The 18,553-nt window shown below is 66.4% G+C and carries 14 protein-coding genes; 10 read left to right on the top strand and 4 right to left on the bottom strand.

All coding sequences use genetic code 11. The features are described 5' to 3' along the window. The first annotated feature begins 9 nt into the window (after window positions 1-9). From recF to E1H18_RS08635, 7 genes are all read left to right on the top strand, one after another. The gene (gene recF, locus E1H18_RS08665) at window positions 10-1,173 is read left to right on the top strand and encodes a DNA replication/repair protein RecF (protein WP_172266277.1); all 1,164 of its coding nucleotides are present in this window, start codon (window positions 10-12) and stop codon (window positions 1,171-1,173) included. Further along, window positions 1,170-3,632 carry a DNA topoisomerase (ATP-hydrolyzing) subunit B gene (gyrB, locus tag E1H18_RS08660; protein WP_172266274.1) on the top strand — a complete coding sequence of 821 codons (2,463 nt, stop codon included), beginning with the start codon at window positions 1,170-1,172 and terminating at the stop codon, window positions 3,630-3,632. The genes recF and gyrB overlap by 4 nt, the downstream gene beginning before the upstream one ends. A 126-nt stretch (window positions 3,633-3,758) precedes the next feature. After that, window positions 3,759-4,895: a cache domain-containing protein gene (locus tag E1H18_RS08655; protein ID WP_172266271.1), complete on the top strand. Its 1,137-nt coding sequence runs from the start codon at window positions 3,759-3,761 to the stop codon at window positions 4,893-4,895. Window positions 4,896-5,255: 360 nt separating this feature from the next. Continuing rightward, the gene (locus E1H18_RS08650; protein WP_172266268.1) at window positions 5,256-5,843 is read left to right on the top strand and encodes a hypothetical protein; all 588 of its coding nucleotides are present in this window, start codon (window positions 5,256-5,258) and stop codon (window positions 5,841-5,843) included. Between the two features lie 74 nt (window positions 5,844-5,917). Further along, complete coding sequence (locus E1H18_RS08645) at window positions 5,918-7,189, top strand: outer membrane beta-barrel protein (RefSeq protein ID WP_172266265.1); 1,272 nt, start codon at window positions 5,918-5,920, stop codon at window positions 7,187-7,189. Between the two features lie 45 nt (window positions 7,190-7,234). After that, window positions 7,235-9,454 (top strand): polysaccharide biosynthesis tyrosine autokinase, encoded by a 2,220-nt coding sequence (locus tag E1H18_RS08640; protein ID WP_172266262.1) that lies wholly within the window; start codon window positions 7,235-7,237, stop codon window positions 9,452-9,454. 97 nt (window positions 9,455-9,551) lie between these two features. Next, window positions 9,552-11,378: an O-antigen ligase gene (locus tag E1H18_RS08635; RefSeq protein WP_241735961.1), complete on the top strand. Its 1,827-nt coding sequence runs from the start codon at window positions 9,552-9,554 to the stop codon at window positions 11,376-11,378. Here E1H18_RS08635 and E1H18_RS08630 read toward each other — a convergent pair. Then, window positions 11,372-12,025 (bottom strand): sugar transferase, encoded by a 654-nt coding sequence (locus E1H18_RS08630; protein WP_370526462.1) that lies wholly within the window; start codon window positions 12,023-12,025, stop codon window positions 11,372-11,374. The two genes, E1H18_RS08635 and E1H18_RS08630, sit on opposite strands and share 7 nt — an antisense overlap. Before the next feature lie 197 nt (window positions 12,026-12,222). Between E1H18_RS08630 and E1H18_RS08625 the strand changes: the two genes are divergently transcribed. After that, window positions 12,223-12,375 (top strand): hypothetical protein, encoded by a 153-nt coding sequence (locus tag E1H18_RS08625; protein WP_172266253.1) that lies wholly within the window; start codon window positions 12,223-12,225, stop codon window positions 12,373-12,375. 167 nt (window positions 12,376-12,542) lie between these two features. Here the strand turns inward: E1H18_RS08625 and E1H18_RS08620 are convergent, their stop codons facing one another. Next, window positions 12,543-13,364: a transglutaminase-like cysteine peptidase gene (locus E1H18_RS08620; protein WP_172266250.1), complete on the bottom strand. Its 822-nt coding sequence runs from the start codon at window positions 13,362-13,364 to the stop codon at window positions 12,543-12,545. 259 nt (window positions 13,365-13,623) lie between these two features. Between E1H18_RS08620 and E1H18_RS08615 the strand changes: the two genes are divergently transcribed. Together E1H18_RS08615 and E1H18_RS08610 are read left to right on the top strand one after the other, a co-directional pair. Continuing rightward, window positions 13,624-14,412 (top strand): metallophosphoesterase family protein, encoded by a 789-nt coding sequence (locus E1H18_RS08615; RefSeq protein ID WP_172266247.1) that lies wholly within the window; start codon window positions 13,624-13,626, stop codon window positions 14,410-14,412. Between the two features lie 86 nt (window positions 14,413-14,498). After that, on the top strand, window positions 14,499-15,101 hold the full coding sequence (locus tag E1H18_RS08610) for a polysaccharide biosynthesis/export family protein (protein WP_172266244.1): 603 nt from the start codon (window positions 14,499-14,501) through the stop codon (window positions 15,099-15,101). Window positions 15,102-15,180: 79 nt separating this feature from the next. Here E1H18_RS08610 and E1H18_RS08605 read toward each other — a convergent pair whose 3' ends face one another. Together E1H18_RS08605 and E1H18_RS08600 are read right to left on the bottom strand one after the other, a co-directional pair. Beyond that, window positions 15,181-16,254: a tyrosine-protein phosphatase gene (locus E1H18_RS08605; RefSeq protein WP_172266241.1), complete on the bottom strand. Its 1,074-nt coding sequence runs from the start codon at window positions 16,252-16,254 to the stop codon at window positions 15,181-15,183. A 9-nt stretch (window positions 16,255-16,263) separates the two neighbouring features. Continuing rightward, window positions 16,264-18,528: a TonB-dependent receptor gene (locus tag E1H18_RS08600; RefSeq protein ID WP_172266238.1), complete on the bottom strand. Its 2,265-nt coding sequence runs from the start codon at window positions 18,526-18,528 to the stop codon at window positions 16,264-16,266. Window positions 18,529-18,553 lie beyond the last annotated feature (25 nt).

Below are 18,553 nucleotides of genomic sequence, written 5' to 3'. Positions count from 1 at the left end.
GAACGCGCCATGGCGTCGGCCGCACTGCTTTCCCTGACCCTGACGGACTTCCGCTCCTACGAGCGCGCGCGCCTCGAAACCGGGGGGCGCAGCGTCTACCTGTTCGGCGCCAATGGCGCGGGCAAGACCAATCTTCTCGAAGCGATCAGCCTGCTGACCCCGGGCAAGGGCCTGCGCGGCTCCAGCATGGCCGAGGTCGGCCGCCGCCTGCCGGGCGAGGCCGTCGGCCGGGCGTGGGCTGTCGCCGCCGAGGTCGAGAACGGTGAGGACGCGCCGATCCGCATCGGCACCGGCGTGGAGCAGGGCGGAGCCTCGCGCCGCACCGTCCGCCTCGAGGGCGAGACCGTTCCGCCGGGCCGCCTGGCCGACCATGTCCGGCCAATCTGGCTGACGCCGGCCCAGGACCGCCTGTTCTTGGAGGCGGCCTCCGAGCGTCGCCGGTTCTTCGACCGCCTGGTCTTCGCCGGCGAGCCGGCCCACGCCGCCAACGCCAACGCCTATGACAAGGCCCAGCGCGAGCGCATGCGCCTGCTGACCGATGCGGCCGATGTCGGGGCCGCGCCAGACGCGACCTGGCTCAATGCCCTGGAAGCCCGGCTCGCCGAAGCCGGCGCCCTGATGTCCCAGGCCCGCGCCCGCACGCTGCAAGCCTTGCAGGCCGAGATCGACGGTCGCGGCGATCGGCCGTTCCCGCAAGCGCGCCTGGCTCTGACCGGGGAGTGGGAAAAGCTTGCTTTGGAAGGGGTCCCGTTCGCCGAGATCGAGGAACGCTTAGCCGCTGCGCTCACCGTTGCGCGGGCCCGTGACGGGGCTGCCGGGCGGGCTCTGACCGGTCCGCATCGCGGCGATCTGGCCATCTTCCACGTCGAGAAGGACCGTCCGGCGGCGGAATGCTCGACCGGAGAGCAGAAAGCCCTGATTCTGAACCTCGTTCTGGCCCAAGCGGCGCGACTTTCGCGTGCGGAATCTGCGCCGAATCCTGTAATACTACTGGACGAAGTCGCCGCGCATCTCGACCTGACTCGTCGAGCCGCGCTGGCCGACGAACTGACGGCGCTCAAGCTCCAGGCCTTCCTCACCGGCACGGACGAGTCGCTGTTCGACCATCTCAAGGGTCGGGCGCTAGGCGTTCGCGTGTGCGACGCCGGCCTGACTACTCTGGAAGACGAATGACCGAGAACACCGAAGACCAAGTTCCCGAACTGGCCCCGGAAATGACCACCGAGGAAGCCGCCGCCCAGTACGGCGCGGACTCGATCAAGGTGCTGAAGGGCCTCGACGCCGTCCGCAAGCGCCCGGGCATGTACATCGGCGACACCGACGACGGTTCGGGTCTGCACCACATGGTCTACGAGGTGGTCGACAACGCCATCGACGAGGCCCTGGCCGGTCACGCCACCAAGGTCCAGGTGATCCTGAACGCCGACGGCTCGGTGACGGTCACCGACGACGGCCGCGGCATCCCCGTCGACATGCACGAGGGCGAAGGCGTCTCGGCGGCCGAGGTCATCATGACCCAGCTGCACGCCGGCGGTAAGTTCGACCAGAACAGCTACAAGGTCTCGGGCGGCCTGCACGGCGTCGGCGTCTCGGTCGTCAACGCGCTGTCGGACTGGCTGGAGCTGCTGATCCACCGCAATGGCAAGGTCCACCAGATGCGCTTCGAGCGCGGCGATGCGGTGACCTCGCTGGCGGTCACGGGCGACTCGCCGGTGCGCGAGGATGGGCCCAAGGCTGGCGAGACGCTGTCGGGCACGGAAGTGACCTTCTTCCCGTCGCGCGACACCTTCGCGTTCATCGAATTCGACCGGAAGACCCTGGAGCACCGCCTGCGCGAGCTGGCGTTCCTGAACTCGGGCGTGACGATCTATTTCCGCGATCTGCGCGACGCCGAGCCGTGGGAAGAAAAGCTGTTCTACGAGGGCGGCATCGAGGCGTTCGTCCGCCACCTGGACAAGGCCAAGACCCCGCTGCTGAAGGCCCCGATCGCGGTGCGCGGCGTCAAGGACAAGGTCGAGATCGACCTGGCGATGTGGTGGAACGACAGCTACCACGAGCAGATGCTGTGCTTCACCAACAACATCCCGCAGCGGGATGGCGGCACGCACTTGTCGGCCTTCCGCGCGGCCCTGACCCGGATCATCACCGGCTATGCCGAGAGCTCCGGCATCATGAAGAAGGAAAAGGTCAATCTGGGCGGCGAAGACGCCCGCGAAGGCCTGACCTGCGTGCTCTCGGTCAAGGTGCCCGACCCCAAGTTCAGCTCGCAGACCAAGGACAAGCTGGTCTCGTCCGAAGTGCGTCCCGCCGTGGAGAATCTCGTCTCGGAAGGCCTGGCGACCTGGTTCGAAGAGCATCCGAACGAGGCCAAGCAGATCGTCAGCAAGATCGCCGAGGCCGCCGCGGCCCGCGAAGCCGCCCGCAAGGCGCGCGAGCTGACCCGCCGCAAGAGCGCGCTCGACATCACCTCGCTGCCCGGCAAGCTGGCCGACTGCTCCGAGCGCGATCCGGCCAAGTCCGAAATCTTCATCGTCGAGGGTGACTCGGCCGGCGGCTCGGCCAAGCAGGCCCGCAATCGCGACAATCAGGCTGTCCTGCCCCTGCGCGGCAAGATCCTGAACGTCGAGCGGGCGCGCTTCGACAAGATGCTGTCGTCCGACCAGATCGGCACGCTGATCACGGCCCTGGGCGCTGGCATCGGCCGAGACGACTTTAATCCGGACAAGGTGCGCTACCACAAGATCGTGCTGATGACCGACGCCGACGTCGACGGCGCCCACATCCGCACCCTGTTGCTGACCTTCTTCTACCGGCAGATGCCGCAGCTGATCGAGCGCGGCTACATCTACATCGCTCAGCCGCCGCTCTACAAAGCCGCCAAGGGCAAGTCCTCTCGCTATCTGAAGGACGACAGCGAGATGGACGCGTTCCTGGTCGACGAAGGCGTCGACGGGGCCGAGCTGGACCTGGCCTCGGGCGAGCGCATGACCGGCCAGGACCTGCTGGCCCTGGTGCAGAGCTGCCGTTCGGCCAAGGGCAATATCGACCGCCTGGCGGCGCGCGCCCCGGCCTCGGCCATCGAGCAGGCGGCCCTGGCTGGCCTGCTGGGTGAGACCCCTGACGCCGCGGCCGCCGCCACGCGCCTGGATCTCTACGCCGAAGAGGGCGATGGTCCCTGGTCGGGCGAGCGCGCCGATACGGGCTTCGTGTTCAGCCGCGTGCGTCGCGGCGTGTCCGAGCGCGTGGTGCTGGACGACGTGCTGCTCCACGCCGCCGACGCCCGCCGCCTGGCCGAACGCGCCGTCAAGCTGGCCGAGATCTTCTCGGGGAGAGCCGTGTTCCGCCGTAAGGACAAGTCGACGACCGTCCGTGGTCCGCTCGACCTGGTCAATGCGGTGCTGGACGCCGGCCGCAAGGGCCTGACCATCCAGCGCTACAAGGGTCTGGGCGAGATGAACCCCGACCAGCTGTGGGAAACGACGCTGGACGTCGAGGCCCGCACCCTGTTGCAGGTGCGGGTCAACCACGCCGACGACGCCGACGACATGTTCAGCCGTCTGATGGGCGACCTGGTCGAGCCCCGCCGCGAGTTCATCCAGGAGAACGCTCTGGACGCCGAGGTCGACGTCTAGGTGTAGTAAGGCCCTACAAACGATTGTTTCCTGAGCGCCGGGCGCCCGTTTTGCGGGCGTCCGGCGTTTTTCGTTTGCTAAACGTGTTCGCGTTTTCGGTGTGGCTCTCGGTGTCATCGCGCGGTGATGACGAGGGCGTCATCTTGCGTCGATCGGGCCGATTCGCCCGAAAGTTCGCGTGGGGGCGCGCCTTCAATGGAACAGGACGCCAGTCTTCGTCCGGAACGCATACTGGATCTTTCCGAGCGCCTCTCCAGCGTGGCGGGCGCGAAGATCGGCGAGATCGCGCGGGTCAATCGCGCCGCCAAGATGCTGGCGATCAACGCCCTGATCGTCGCCGCGCGTGCGGGGGAGGCCGGCAAGGGCTTCGCCATCGTCGCCGAGGAATTCAAGAAGATCTCGACCGAGATCGACGTCGTGGCTGGCGCGCTGGAAAGCCAGGTTCGCGCAGACCTCGACGAACTGTCGGCGATCGGCGGGGCGATTCTCGGCCATATGCGCGGCCAGCGCCTGGCGGACCTGGCCCTGAACGCCATCGAGATCGTCGACCGCAACCTCTATGAGCGCACCTGCGACGTTCGCTGGTGGGCGACGGACTCCGCGGTGGTCGCCTGTCTGGGGGATGCAGACGGCGGCGCTCGCGGCTACGCCAGCGAGCGGCTGGGCGTCATTCTGGATGCCTATACTGTCTATCTGGACCTGTGGATCTGCGACGCGCGGGGGCGCGTGGTCGCCAATGGCCGGCCGGACCGCTACGCCGGTGTCGTGGGCCAGTCGGTCGCCGACGCGCGCTGGTTCCAGGATGGCCTGCGCACTCAGACGGGCGATGACTTCGTGGCCTGCGATATCGAGACCAATCGCCTGCTGGGCGGCGCGCCGGTCGCGACCTACGCCACGGCCATTCGCGAAGGCGGCCAGGCCAAGGGCCGGGTGTTGGGCGTGCTGGGCGTGCACTTCGACTGGCGTCCCCAAGCCCAGGCCGTGGTGGACGGCGTCCGCCTCACCAGTGAGGAGCGCGAACGCTCGCGCGTGATGCTGCTGGATCAAAAAGGCCGGGTCCTGGCCGCTTCAGATCATCGAGGCGTTCTGAGCGAGATTTTCCCCCTGGATACTTCGGCGGGGCCGATGGGTAGTTACGCCGACGGCGATGTGACTGTGGGCTATGCTCTAACGCCCGGTTACGAGACCTATGGCGGGCTGGGTTGGTACGGTTGTCTTGTCCAGCGCCGGGAAGTTCAGGCTTTGGCCGTATCTGCGGCCTGATCTTAACCAGATCTGTTGCGGTTAATTCGAACTGAGTGATCGCGTGTTGGGCGAAAGCGATCGGATTTGCGGCATTTACTATAGAATCTGAGCGAACGCCGTTGCCATAACGCGTTCACCGTGGTTTTTTAGGGCTAACTGAGCCGCCGATTAAAAGTTCCAGTTTTCCAGGCACGGCGGCCCCCGCGTCACAATCCTAGTCTATTAACTCTGTTTACGTGCTCTAGCGGGCGGTTGCCGCAGGCTAGTGTGTTCTTCTGGGTACGGTTCAGCTCAGAAATCTACGAAAAAGCGTAAACCGGGCTAGAGCATTCGTTTACGTTGTCCTAAAGGGACGTCGTTCAATTGGAGGGAGCAGTCATGGCTTCTCGTCACATCCGCGCTATCGCCGTCAGCCTGGCCGTCGCGCTCGCGCCGATGAGCGCTGGCCACGTTCTGGCTCAAACCGTCGCGACCGCAGCGTCGCTGCAGACCACGATCCAGACCGCCGCTCGTTCGGCCGCCGCCCAGCCGGGCTTCGCCCGCCTGAGCGCCCAGGCGAAGGCCGCCGCCATCCAGGCCGCCATCGCTGGCGCCCTGGCCGGCACCGGCGCCTCGTCGGAAGTCATCGCCGCCGCACTGGTGCAAGCGGTCGCCGCTGGCACGGTCAGCGCCGGCGTGGCCATCCAGGTCACCGCCCAGGTGGCTCCGGAAATGGCCCAGCAAGTGGCTCAGGCTCCGGCCGTGCAGGCGCAGCTGGCCGCCACCGGCCAAGCGGCCACTGTCACCCAGACGGCTTCGACCACCGACGCCGGCGCGCCCAGCGTGCTGGTCAGCCTGCAAGGCGCCGCCTCGACGGCCCCGGCCGGCGGTGAAGCTGGCGCTGGCGCTGGCGGCGGTACGACGACGGTCGCGCCCGCGCCTTACGATCCGTGCGCCGGCGTGGTCGCCGCTTACTGCGGCAACTAATTAGCTAACAGTCTCGAGGCGGACCGGAGCGTCACGACGCGCGCCGGCCGTCTCTTCCTGGTGGGGATACTTCAATGCGACTCCTAACGTGCTCGGCCATCGCGGCCTGCATCGCCTTCACTGCGCCGCAAATCGCCCAGGCGCAGGATCTCGGCTCGAACTTCAAGCGCGACAAGAACGTCAGCGTCCGTCAGCGCCCGCGCCCCGATTACGAGGCGACCGGCCAAAAGACCGGCGGCTTCACTGTCTATCCGCGCGTGACCGTGGATCTCGAGCACAACGACAACATCTACGCCGTGGCGTCGGGTGAAACCGACGACACCATCTGGCGCGTGAAGCCGGAATTGGCTGTGCGTTCGGACTGGTCGCGCCACGCTCTGGGCTTCTTCGCCGGCGGTAACGTGATCCGCTACTCGGACAACGGTTCGGAAGACGCCGAAGAGTTCACGCTGGCCGCCAACGGTCGCGTCGACATCGCGCGCGGCTCGAACATCACCGGCTCGATCCAGGCTCAACAGCTGATCGAACCGCGGACGTCGATCACCGCCGGTTCGCCGGCCGGCGCGACGCCCAAGCCCGTGCAGTACAACCTGGTCACCGGCAGCGTGGCTCTGGTGAAGGAATTCAACCGTCTGCGCCTCACCGGTCGCCTGGACGACAAGGACTTCAACTACGAAGACCAAGGCAGCCCGCTGTTCAATCAGAACAACCGGGATCGCAACGAGTTCTCGTACGGCGGTAAGGCCGAGTACGCGCTGAGCCCCGATACGGCGCTCTACGCCATCGCGACCGGCAACAAGAAGTCGTACGACACCAACGCTCCGGCGTTCGATCGCAGCTCGGACGGCTATGTCGTCGGCGTCGGCGCCAACTTCGACCTGTCGGAAGTCATGCGCGGCGACCTGCAGGTCGGCTACATGAAGCAGTCCTATGATCAGGCCGCCTTCAAGGCCATCGACGGCTTCAACGCCGTTGGCCGCCTCGAGTGGTTCCCGACCCAGCTGACCACGATTGGTCTGAATGGTTCGCGGACGATCGAAGAATCGGTTGCGCCGCTCTCGCCGGGCTTCATCTCGAACAATATCGGCGCCTCGATCGATCACGAGCTGCTGCGCAACGTCCTGCTGTCGGCCAACGCCAGCTACGGCAAGGACGCCTATGAGCAGATCGACCGCGACGACAAGCGGACCAACGTCTCGGCGACCGCCACCTATCTGGTGAACCGTCGCGTGGGTCTGTTCCTGACCTACAACTATCTGAAGCAAGAATCGCAGGGTAACCCTGTCCAGCGTGGCGCCTCGTTCTCGGTGAACAAGATCACCGCTTCGGTCGCCCTGCAGTTCTAAGCACGTCCACGAAACGGCAAGGTTTGCCGAATACTGAGAGTACCTATGGACGGCTCTGGCTTTGAAACTTCGAACGCTCCGGTGAAAGACACCGGAGCGTTATCTTTTGACCTGAACATCGCGATCGCGACGTTCAGGCGGCGCTTCCGACTGTTCGCGGCCGTGGCCGTGGTGGTGTTCGCGGCGGTGGTGTTGTTCACCCTGCAGCAGACGCCCAAGTTCACCGCGATGGCCCAGGTGATGCTGGATGTCCGCAAGGAACAGGTCACCGACATGAGCGCGGTGCTCTCGGGCCTGCCGGCGGATTCGTCCGTCGTCGACACCGAGGTCGAGGTGCTCAAGTCGCGCTCTCTGGCTGGGCGCGTCGTCAAGGATCTGAAGCTCGAAGACGATCCGTACTTCAATCCCTACCTGCCCAACGCCAAGGGCGCGGCCGCGTGGCTCTCGTCGCTGAAGAAAGCGGCTGCGCCGACGGCCACCAAGGATCCGATCGAGCTTCAGCGCCAGAGCGAACAGATCGTCGACAACGTACTGAGCGGCCTCAAGGTCCGCCGCGCGGGTCTGACCTACCTGATCTCGATCGAGTACACCCACACCGACCCGAAGCGCGCGGCCGATCTGGCCAACGCCTTCGCCAATCTGTACCTGACCGAACAGCTGGAAGCGAAGTTCGACGCCACGGCCAAGGCCAACGAATGGCTGGACACGCGCGTCGCCGAGCTTCGGGGCCAGGTCCAGCAGGCTGACGCTGCGGTTCAACAATACAAGATCGCCAACAACCTGCTCAGCGCTCAGGGCGCGACCCTGACCGAGCAGGAGATTTCCGGCCTCAACCAGCAACTGGCCCTCAGCCGCGCGTCGCAGGCCGAGACCGACGCCCGCCTTTCGATCGCTCGTCAGCAGCTGGCGCGCGGCAGCACGGGTGAAGATGTCGGCGAGTCGCTGAATTCGCCGGTCGTCCAGCAACTGCGCAAGCAGCGTTCGGAGAAGAGCGCCCAGGTCGCCGATCTGGGTGGCCGCTACGGCGACCGCCACCCTGACCTGCTGAAGGCCAAGCGCGAGCTGGCCGACATCGACGTGCAGATCCAGGCCGAAATCCGCCGGATCATCTCTAACCTGGAAGCTCAGGCCCAAGTCGCCCGCCAGCGCACCGGCTCCGTCGCCGGCAGCGTTTCGCAGTCGAAGGGCACGCTGGCCGGCAACAACCGCGCCGCGATCGGCCTGGCCGAACTGGAGCGCAAGGCGGAGTCGGTCAAGACGCTGTACGAAAGCCTGTTGGCCCGCTTCAAGCAGACCACGGCCCAGGACGGCATCGAACAGGCCGACGCCCGCGTGGTGTCGCCGGCCAAGATCCCGACCAATCCCAGCTATCCCAAGCCGTCGCTGAACCTGGCCCTGGGTCTGGTTCTGGCGCTGGGCGCGGGCGTGGCGGCGATCGTGCTGGCCGAGATCCTGATGGCGGGCCTGTTCACCGAGGACGAAGTCGAGCGCCGTCTGGGCCTGCCCTATCTGGGCGCGGTGCCGAGCCTCGGCACCACGGTCGACGACGCCAAGACCCTGAAGGGCCTGACGCCGCCGGACTATCTGCTGGCCAAGCCGCTCTCCAGCTTCGCGGAAAGCCTGCGCAAGCTGCGTGCGTCGATCCTGTTCTCCAAGGTCGGCCAGACGGTGAAGGTCATCGCCGTGACCTCGTCGCTGCCGGGCGAAGGCAAGACCACCACCACCTTCTCGCTGGCCCGCACCCTGGCGACTTCGGGCGCCAAGGTCATCGTGGTCGACTGCGATCTGCGTCAGAGCGCCATCAGTCAGTTCCTCAAGGAGCCGGCCCAGGTTGGTCTGCTGGAAGTCCTGAACGGCGTCGCCACCCTGGATCAGGCGCTGATCACCGACGAAAGCGGCTGCCAGATCCTGCCGTTGGCCAAGTCGGCCTATACGCCGCGGGACGTTCTGGGGTCGGCGGCCATGCACCGCCTGCTGCAGGAGCTGCGTAGTCGCTACGAGATCGTGCTGCTGGACACCGCCCCGCTGCTGGCCATCGCCGACACGCGGATCCTGGCGCCGCATGCCGACGCCGTGGTGATGCTGGTTCGCTGGAAGAAGACGCCGATCAAGGCCGTGCAGTCGGCCTTGGCTCTACTGCAAGGCACTCAGGCGTTCATCGCCGGCGTGGCCCTGACGCAGATGGATCTGAAGGCCCAGTCCCGCTACGGCTACGGCGACTCCTATTATTACTACGCCAACTATCGAAAGTACTATGCGGACTAGGACGCGAACGGGCGAGGGCGCGCCGTCGCCCGGAGCATCCAGAAGTCGAAAACTACAAGCTTCTGAGGGCGCCGCGATCGGCGCCCTCGTTGCGTTGATGGTCGCTGAAGTCGCCGCGTTCGGGGCCAGCGACGTGGCGGTCGCCTCGGTGTTCGCCGCCCTTCACGCCCTCTTCCTGGTCGGCCTGCTGGCCAGCTGCGCCTGGGCCCGCAAGATCCCGAACGCATTGCTTGCGCCCTGGCCCGGCCTGATGTTCGCAGCCCTGATCATCGCCACCTGCTGGTCTCTGACCCCGTTCGGGCCGGGCGGCGCGCATCCCGTCTGGGCGTATCTCGGCGAAGGGGCAGGCGCGATCACCGTTGATCGTTCGACCCTGATCCTCAATGTCGTGCGCCTGTTAGGCCTGGGTTGCCTGTTCCTGGCGGCCCGCATCATCGGCGCTTCGGAGACCCGGCGACGGGCCCTGGTCTGGTGGCTGGTGCTGGCCTTGGGCGTCTTCGCCGCCTTGGCCATCATCAATCACGTCAGTTTCCGGCCCAAGGCGCGGCTGGTCGCCACCCTGCTTAGCCCCAATAGCGCCGCCACCCTGATGGGCGTCGGCGTCGTGTTCTCGGTGATGTTCTTCTCCCAGGCCCTGCAGCGCGCCGGCGGCTCGTTCCGCTTGGAGCGGCTGGGCCTGGACGCCAGTCTCAGCCTGGGCGTGGCGGCCGTCTTCGCCGTCGCCCTGGCCCTGACCGCTTCGCGGGCGGGCGTGTTCTCGACCGTGGTCGGTCTGGCCGTCCTGCTGACCTGGCAGGTGTTGGCCCAAGGGAGAAAGATCCGCGCCATCGCCATCGTCGGCGGCGCGGCCGCCCTGTTGGTGGTGATCGGCGTGGCGATGCGCAGCGCCGAGCTGACCGCCGCTCGCCTCGAGAATCTCGAGAACGATGTCGCAGTGCGCCAGCAGATCTTCGGGGCTCACTGGCAGGCCTTCCAGGCTTCGCCCTGGTTCGGCTTTGGCCTGGGCTCGTTCCCGGTCGTCAACCAGATGATCGTCACGACCGAGAACCTGCGGGTGTTGTTCGACGTCCGCGCCACCCACAACCTCTATCTGCAGTGGCTGGAGGAGGGCGGTATCGTCGGCGCCCTGTTCATGGCGGCCTGGCTGTTGACCGCCCTTTGGCGGGTGGCGGTCGAGGGCGTCAAGCCGGGCACGGCCGGGGCCATGGCCCGCGCGACCATCGCCGCGGCGCTGGTGGTGCTGCTGCATGGTCTTTCGGACTTCGCCGTCCAGGTGCCGGCGCTGCAGGCGCTGTTCGCCCTGGGCCTGGGCGCTATGACCGCCGTGGCGCCGTCGCGTCGGGCGAACAAGCCCGCGAGCTGGGGGATGCCGGCCTTTGCTGGCGCGGTGCTGGTGGTTGCCGCCCTGTTCGCCGCGCCGCTGGCGGCGTCGCGCTTCGGCGGCGATCTGTCGGCCCTGCCGACCGCCTCGGGCGAGGTCCTGGCCACCCGAATCGAAGCGGGTTTGGCCAGCAAGACCGCCGACCGTAAGGCGCTGGATCATCTGCTGGGTCTCAGCAAGCGCGAGACAGCCTTGCGTCCCGGTAACGGCGGCGCCTGGCTACGGCTGGCCGCAGTTGAGTTCCAGCGTGGCGACGTCGACGCCGCCAGTTTGGCTCTGGAGCATTCGCTGTCGGTGGCGCCGCTACAGACCAGCCTGTTCGTGGCCCGCACTCGACTGGCCTATGAGAACTGGCCGTCGCTCAGCCAGGCCGGACGCGATCAGGTGATGTACCAGGCGCGTGTCGAGTACGGCCGTCCCAATGGCGAGCGCCGTCTTACCGCCTTGGCCAACAGTATCCAGAACCGCTCGGGCCGCATCGGCCTGGCCTTCCTGATCGTGGGCGAACGCGCCGCCAAGGCGGCCCTGGCGCCAGCTCAATAGGCGTTCTCCGCCACCAACAGGCTGGGAATGGTCAGGAGAACGATCTTGGCGTCCTTCAGAATCGACCAGGTCTGGATGTAGTCGATATCGGCCTCGACCCGCCGGCGCATGGCCTCGACCGTCTGGGTGCCGCCGCGCAGCCCCTTGACCTGGGCCCAGCCCGTCAACCCCGGTCGCGTCTGATAGCGCGCGTAGTACTCGGGAATCTGCGCGCCGTAATAGTCGTCGTGGGCGGCGGCGTGCGGTCGGGGTCCGATCATCGACATGTCGCCGCGCAGCACGTTCAGCAGTTGCGGCAGCTCATCGATGCTGGTGGCGCGCAGAAGCCGGCCGATCCGCGTCACCCGTGCGTCGCCGCGCCGAGCCTGGGTCAACTCCGGGCCGTCCTCGCGGCAGTGCATGGTCCGCAGCTTCAGGATCTGGAAGCGCCCGCCGCCCAGGCCGCCGCGCATTTGACGGAAGAGGGCCGGGCCCGGCGACTCCAGCTTGATCAGCAGCGCCGCCAGCAGCAGCAGTGGCGCGAACAAGGCGAGCAGAAGGGCCGAGGCGGCGATGTCGAGCGCGCGCTTTCGCAAGTCCAGCGCGACCTTGGGAAGCGGCGCTCTGACATCGGGCGCGAGCAGCCCGGGATACGATCCCCCGTCCACCAGATGACCCTCGAATTTCCCCACCTGCCGGATGCTGTTTCCCAGTTCCGACGGAGAAAACGCTACTCCAAACATTCGAAAGCGTCGCGCGGAAAAAGCGAGAACAACCCTGGATATCCTTAATAGGAAATAGACTCTGTTATTTCATCAGCGATTAGCGGCGTCGCGATACATCAGTCTCATCAGGAGTGAGATCGATGATCGACGCCGAAATGACCTTCGTCTCTGTTGACGCCGCCGCACCGTCGCGCGGCAAGCGCATGGCGCCGCTGCTGGGCCTGGGCCTGGGCGCGGTCGTGTCCGCCGGTCTCTGGGCGGCTCTGGCCTTGACGGTCTCGCACCTCCTCTAAGAACGCGATCGTCCCAAAAAGCTGACGCCTTTACGGCCCGCTCCCAGCCAGGAGCGGGCCGTAAACGTATGGGCTCGAGATGGGCCACAACGCGGCGGCCAGACACGAAAAAGGCCCCGGACATCTGTCCGGGGCCTTTTGTGTTCTGAAGGATCGTCTCGACGGGATCAGGCGGTCGTCCACAGGGCGGTGCCGGGAACCTGGCGCTGAACCCAGCGGTAGTTCAGGTCTTCCCACGGCGTGGCCCAGGGAGTCAGATTGTCCAGCACCCAGTCGCCGGTCTTCAGCGAGATCATCAGCACGGCGTGGCTTTCGCCGCGGGCGGTAACGGCGACGGCCAGCGACAGGGCGCTTTCCGGCACGCCGGCAGCGATCAGCTGGCGGCGCTTCTCCAGCGCATAGTCTTCGCAGTCGCCGTACTTCTTGCCGTCGATGACGCGCGGCAGCGACCAGTATTCGGGCATGCCATAGAGGTCCATGTCGCTGGCCTTCTTGACCTCGCGATTGACCGACTGATTGACGAGGTTCAGCAGCTTCAGCTGTTCACGCTCGGCGCGGGCGGCCCATTGGCTGGTCGTGGGCGCAACTTCGAGGACGGGCGCGGCCATCGGACGCAGCTGGCCCGCCGGCACGAAATCCTCGATGTCGGCAAAGGTGAACGCCTCGACCTTTTCGACGGCGATGAAGCGTTGATCGTCTTCATCCTGCACGACGCCCGCCATGGCGGCGTCGAACCGCTGCTGGGCGGTCGAGCCAATCGACGAGGTCGGCGTCAGGCTGGCCGGCGCGGAAATGCCCATCAAGGCCAGTTGGCCGGTCGGCAGGCCGCAGGTCTGCACGTCGCGGCGGCACAGGTCGGCGAAGCCCGCCGGAGCGCCCACACCCTCGCCGCGCGGCTGAAACGGCATGCTGCCCGCCTGGGCGCTGGCGCCGATCATCATCGCGGCGGCGCTGATGACTCCGATAACAATCTTGCGCGTCTGGAACATGACGACCCCGCTGTGTTCGTGGGGTCAGTATTCATTCGCGCTGCCAATTTGAGCTGAATTTAGATGGTTTAATTCAAGTATTGTGGAATGGTAATTCTGGAATTAACTCAAATGACGGCCTAATTTACTTGGTAAATTTGCCAAGAATGATCGTGCTAAATTAAAGGTTAATACTCAAGAGCGACGTTGAACTACGTCGTCATCTCAGGCAAAATCGAGGAACTGGTCCCGGCGCGACGTCGCCATCCTGGCGAGCGTGATGTTCAAGTCCCTGTTCCGTCCCAAGCAACAGACTCGCAAGGCGGCCTCCACCGAGGGGCGCGTGGTTTACGCTGTCGGCGATGTCCATGGCCGGCTGGACCTGCTGGACGGCCTGATTGCGCGGATGACCGACGACTTCCAGGCCTTGGGGCGTCAGGACAAGCCGGTGCTGATCATGCTGGGCGACTATGTCGATCGCGGCGCCCAGTCCTCGGCGGTCATCGACCGCCTGATCGCCTTGCGTGGCCAGTCCCAGGATGGCCACTTCGAGTTCCGCGCCCTGATGGGCAATCACGAAGAGACCTTGCTGCACTTCCTGGACGATCCGATGGCTGGCCCGTCGTGGGTGGAATACGGCGGCGGCGAAACCATGGCCTCCTATGGCGTGCAGCGGCCCGTGGGACGCGCCGAGCCCGAAGTGTGGGAGCAGACGCGCCAAGCCTTCCGCGCCGCCTTCCCGCCGGCCCACGAGACTTTCCTGCGGCAGCTGGAGCTGATGGTCGTCTACGGTGACTACGTCTTCGTCCATGCGGGGGTGAAGCCCGGCCAGCCGCTGGAGCGCCAGGTCGCCGCCGATCTGCTGTGGATCCGCAACGAGTTCCTCGACAATCCGCACGGGCTGAAGGCCACGGTGGTTCACGGCCATACGCCGACCGAAGAGGTGTTCATCGGGCGCCAGCGCATCAACGTCGACACCGGCGCCTATGCGACCGGCGTCCTGACCGCCGTTAGACTTGACGGCGGTGAGCCCAAGATCATTCAGTTCAGTAAAGCGCGCGCCGCCTAAGGCTTTGCCTTGTTCATCTCGCGGTCACGTGCGATGTGGCAATTCAACTTCCGGGTCTGGTTCCTGTCAGGATGAGAAGCTTCGCCATGATCGGTGTTTCGAAACTTTCGCGCGCCTTTGCGATGATGCTGCTAGCTGCGTGCGTCATGCTCGGCGTCGCCGTCGCAAATCCCGCGCGCGCTCAACAGGCGGCGATCGGCAATACGCCGGTCAGCGCCGCGGCGCAGCCGGCTGACTACCTGCTCGGCCCGGCCGACAAGGTGCGGGTGACGGTCTATGGCGAGCCCTCGCTGTCGGGCGAGTTCTTCATCTCGGGCAGCGGCGTGATGTCCCTGCCGCTGATCGGCGAGATCCGGGCTGGCGGCATGACCCTGGGTCAGTTCCAGTCGGCCGTGCAGAAGGCCCTCAGCGACGGCTATCTGAAGGATCCGCGCGTCAGCGCCGAGGTCCTGACCTTCCGTCCTTTCTACATCCTGGGTGAAGTCGAAAAGCCCGGCACCTATCCCTACACCTCGGGCCTGACGGTCCTGAACGCCGTGGCCACCGCCGGCGGCTTCACCTACCGCGCCGACAAGCGCACCGTCTGGATCAAGCACAACGGCGAGACCTCGGAAGTGAAGGGCGAGCTGACGCCCTCGATCGTGGTCGCCCCGGGCGACACCATCCGTATCGGCGAGCGCTTCTTCTAGCCGCAGGCCAGGCGGCAAGTACGGAAAAGGCCCGGCGGAGCGATCCGCCGGGCCTTTGTCGTTGGGGCGCTTAGGGAACTCAGTAGAGGTAGGTGCGGCGCAGGCCGGCGATCTGACTGTCCGCCAGGCCAAGGCGTGACTTGGCCAAGGCGATCGGGCTCCCGAACCGTGCATCGATCAGCGCCAGGGCGCGCCGCATGACCTCCGGCTCCGAGCCGAGAATGACCTCCAGCACCTCTGCAGGCAGCTTGGCCAGCGCCAGGGACTGCTGGCGTGAGAAGCCGGCCAGGACCTCGCCGCGCGCCATCTGCTCGAGATAGCGGGAGGGCGGGGCGTAGGCCTGGCTCAAGGCGTAGTCGGCGATCACGGTCTCGCGCGGAACGCCCAGCACCGACAGGATCAAGGCTGAGGCCAATCCGGTACGGTCCTTGCCAGCGCTGCAGTTGAAGGCCAGTGGGCCCCTATCGGCGACAAGCCGGGCAAGCAGGTCGGCATAGTGCGGCGCCAGCGGCTCCAGCAGGCCGACATAGGCCTCGGCGAAGCCCTGTATGGCCTGCTCTCGCGTGGTCATCTTCGTCAGGCCGTCGCCTGCCGCGGCCATGTCGTAGCCCTTGGCGATAACCGTCGGGCCTGGGACCTTGAGGAAGGGGTTGGGCTCGGTCTCGCGCTCGGGCGGACTGCGCAGATCGCAGATCGCGGTGAGGCCCAGCCTGCGCAGATAGGCCAGATCTGCCAGGGTCAGGCCGCTCATCGCGCCGGAGCGATAGATCTTTCCCCACCTCACCTGCCGGCCGTCGGCGGCGCGCCAGCCGCCCAGGTCGCGGAAGTTGCGACCGCCTTCCAGAGGCAGCAGGCGCTCGGCGACGCGGATCTGGCGGCCGTTTGCAGCGACGACCAGGAAGTAGGGTCGTGGGGCGATCGGCGCCGCCAGGACGGCCGAGCCGCCGCTGGCGCTCGCCAGAGGCCGCATCGCCGCCTTGTGCGCCGCCGGATCGGCGGAGGCCAGCACCGAGACCGCGCCGGCTCCGCTCCAGTCCAGGCGGATGGCGTCGGGGCGGGTGCGGACGACCTTGGCGTCCAGCGGCGTGGCGACCCGGTCGGCCGCGGCCAGGGCGAAAGCCCCGGCCGCTGTGAGAAAGAGGCGACGATCCACGGCCCAGCCCTAGAACGCGTACTTGGCGAAGACCCCGACCGTGCGGTGCGCATCGCGCGAGATGCGATGGGTCAGGCTCATGGTGCTGTACTGCTCGAAGGCGGTGGAGAAGTACTTGTCCAGCAGGTTGCGCCCGTAGAGGCCGACCTCGAAGCTGCTGCCCAACGGCGAGACGCTGACCCGGCCGTTGGCGATGCCGAAGCCCGGGATTTCGGTGTTGGGACGTTCACCGATCTGCGACCAAACGCGGGTGCGATAGGCGTAGTCCAGGCTGGCGCGCAGGCGCACCGTCCCGACCTCGCGGTCGTAGTTGGCGCCGAGCGAGCCCTGCCATTTGGGCGCATTGGCCAGCGAGGTGCCGCTGTAGTCGGTGGTGGGGTTGTAGATGTAGTCGGTGAAGGTGGCGTCGACATAGGAGAGGCCGCCGTGCAGGGTCAGGCCTTGGGCGGCGCGCCAAGCGAAGGTGCTCTCCACGCCGCGGGTGCGCAGGCCGCCGGCGTTGCCGGTGGCGATCACGGGTACCGGATTACCCGGCACGAAGGTCAGCAGCGAGGTCTGGAAGTCGGTGAACTTCGACTGGAAGACCGCCACGTTCAGGCGCACGCGGCGCTGGAACAGCTCGGACTTGAAGCCGGCCTCGATGTTCTTCACCGTCTCGTCGGCATAGGGCGAGTAGTTGTTGCCGACGAAGGCCACGCCGCCCGGCTTATAGCCCGTGGCGTAGCTGACATAGGCCAAGGCGTCGTCGTTCAGCTTGTACTGGGCGGCCAGACGATACGAGAGGTTCTCGCCCTTGATCTTGCCGTAGGACTGCAGCGGCGCTCTGCCGGTGGGCGTGAAGGTCATGGCCACGCCCGTCACGGGCACGGGGTCCTTCCAGAAGAAACCCAGCGACTGGCTGTTCTCGTCACGGGTGTAGCGCGCGCCGGCCGACAGGCTGAGCTGTTCGGTCAGGTTGACCTTCAGCTGGCCGAAGGCGGCGGCGCTGACATTGGTGGTGCGGAAGCGCGTGGCGTTCCCGGGATTGCCCACGACGCCGGTGGTGGTGGACAGGTTGGTCAGCTTCACGCCAGTCGGCGAGACCAGCGGCGCGCCGAACGTCACCCACTGGATCTGCGTCGAGTCCTGATCCAGCCGGTTGTAGAACAGACCGGCCAGATACTCCACGAAACCGCCAGTCGGCGAGGCCCAGCGCAGTTCCTGGCTGAACTTCCAGGTCTTCAGCGTGCCCTGATTGAAGGGGTTGAAGGCCCACTGGTCGCTTGGCGCGAAGTTGCCCGGCCCGTCGCCGATGAAGCGGGTGTCGCGATAGGCGGTGATCGAGGTCAGGGTGTCTTGGCCGACCTGGACCTGGCCCCGCAGCGTGTGGCCCCAGCTGGTGTTCTTGGCGCTGCCCATCTTGTCGTCGGCGTTGTCGTCGTTCTTCAGGCTGGGCGTGACGCCATTGGCGATCTGCAGGGCGGTGAAGAAGGCCGAGCCGCCCGAGACCGTGGTGCGGTTGTTGTTGTCCCAGTGGCGCTGGTAGTCGGTCAGGTAGACCAGCTCGACGCGATCGTTGGGCGCCAGCAGCAGCTTGGCGCGATAGCCGTGCTCCTTGAAGGCGTTCAGCGACTGGTTCAGCACGGTGTAGCGGCCGGGGCCGTCCTGACCCTGGCTGAACCCCGACACCCGCAGCGCGACCTTGTCGCCCAGTGGGATGTTGACGACCAGGTTGGTCGCCCGGTCCTCGCGCTCGCCGTAGCTGGCGTCGCCCTTGGCCGAGAACTGACCCAGCACCGGCTTGGCCGTGGTCACGGCGATGACGCCCGAGGTGGCGTTCTTGCCGAACAGCGTGCCTTGCGGGCCCATCAGCACGTCGATCTGCTGGATGTCGGCCAGGCCGGTCAGGCCGTTGTCGCGCTGGGCGTCCATGACGACGTCGTCGACGACCAGGCTGACCGACTTCTCGTTCGAGAAGTCCCACGAGGTGCTGCCGACGCCGCGAATCTGGAAGGCTGAACCGTTGGTCGGGTCGAACTGCACGCCCGGAACCAGATACTGCAGATCGGTCACCGAGCGGAAGTTGGACTGCTCCAGCGCCTGGGCGCTGACCGAATTGATCGACACCGGCACGTCCTGCAGGCGCTCGACGCGGCGCTGGGCGGTGACGACGATGGCGTCCAGCTGGGTTGTCGGCGCCGGCGGCGCGTCGGCGGCGTACGCCTGTACGAACGAGAGGCCGCTGAGGGCGGCGCCGGCGAGCAGGGCGGCGCGAAGGCGATGAAGCGTGGACATGGTCCAAATCCCCGAAGTTGTGAAC

Source organism: Caulobacter sp. RHG1 (assembly GCF_013181195.1).
Classification (GTDB): domain Bacteria; phylum Pseudomonadota; class Alphaproteobacteria; order Caulobacterales; family Caulobacteraceae; genus Caulobacter.
Note: the sequence above shows the minus strand (reverse complement) of the source record. Positions and strands in the feature narration are given on the sequence as shown.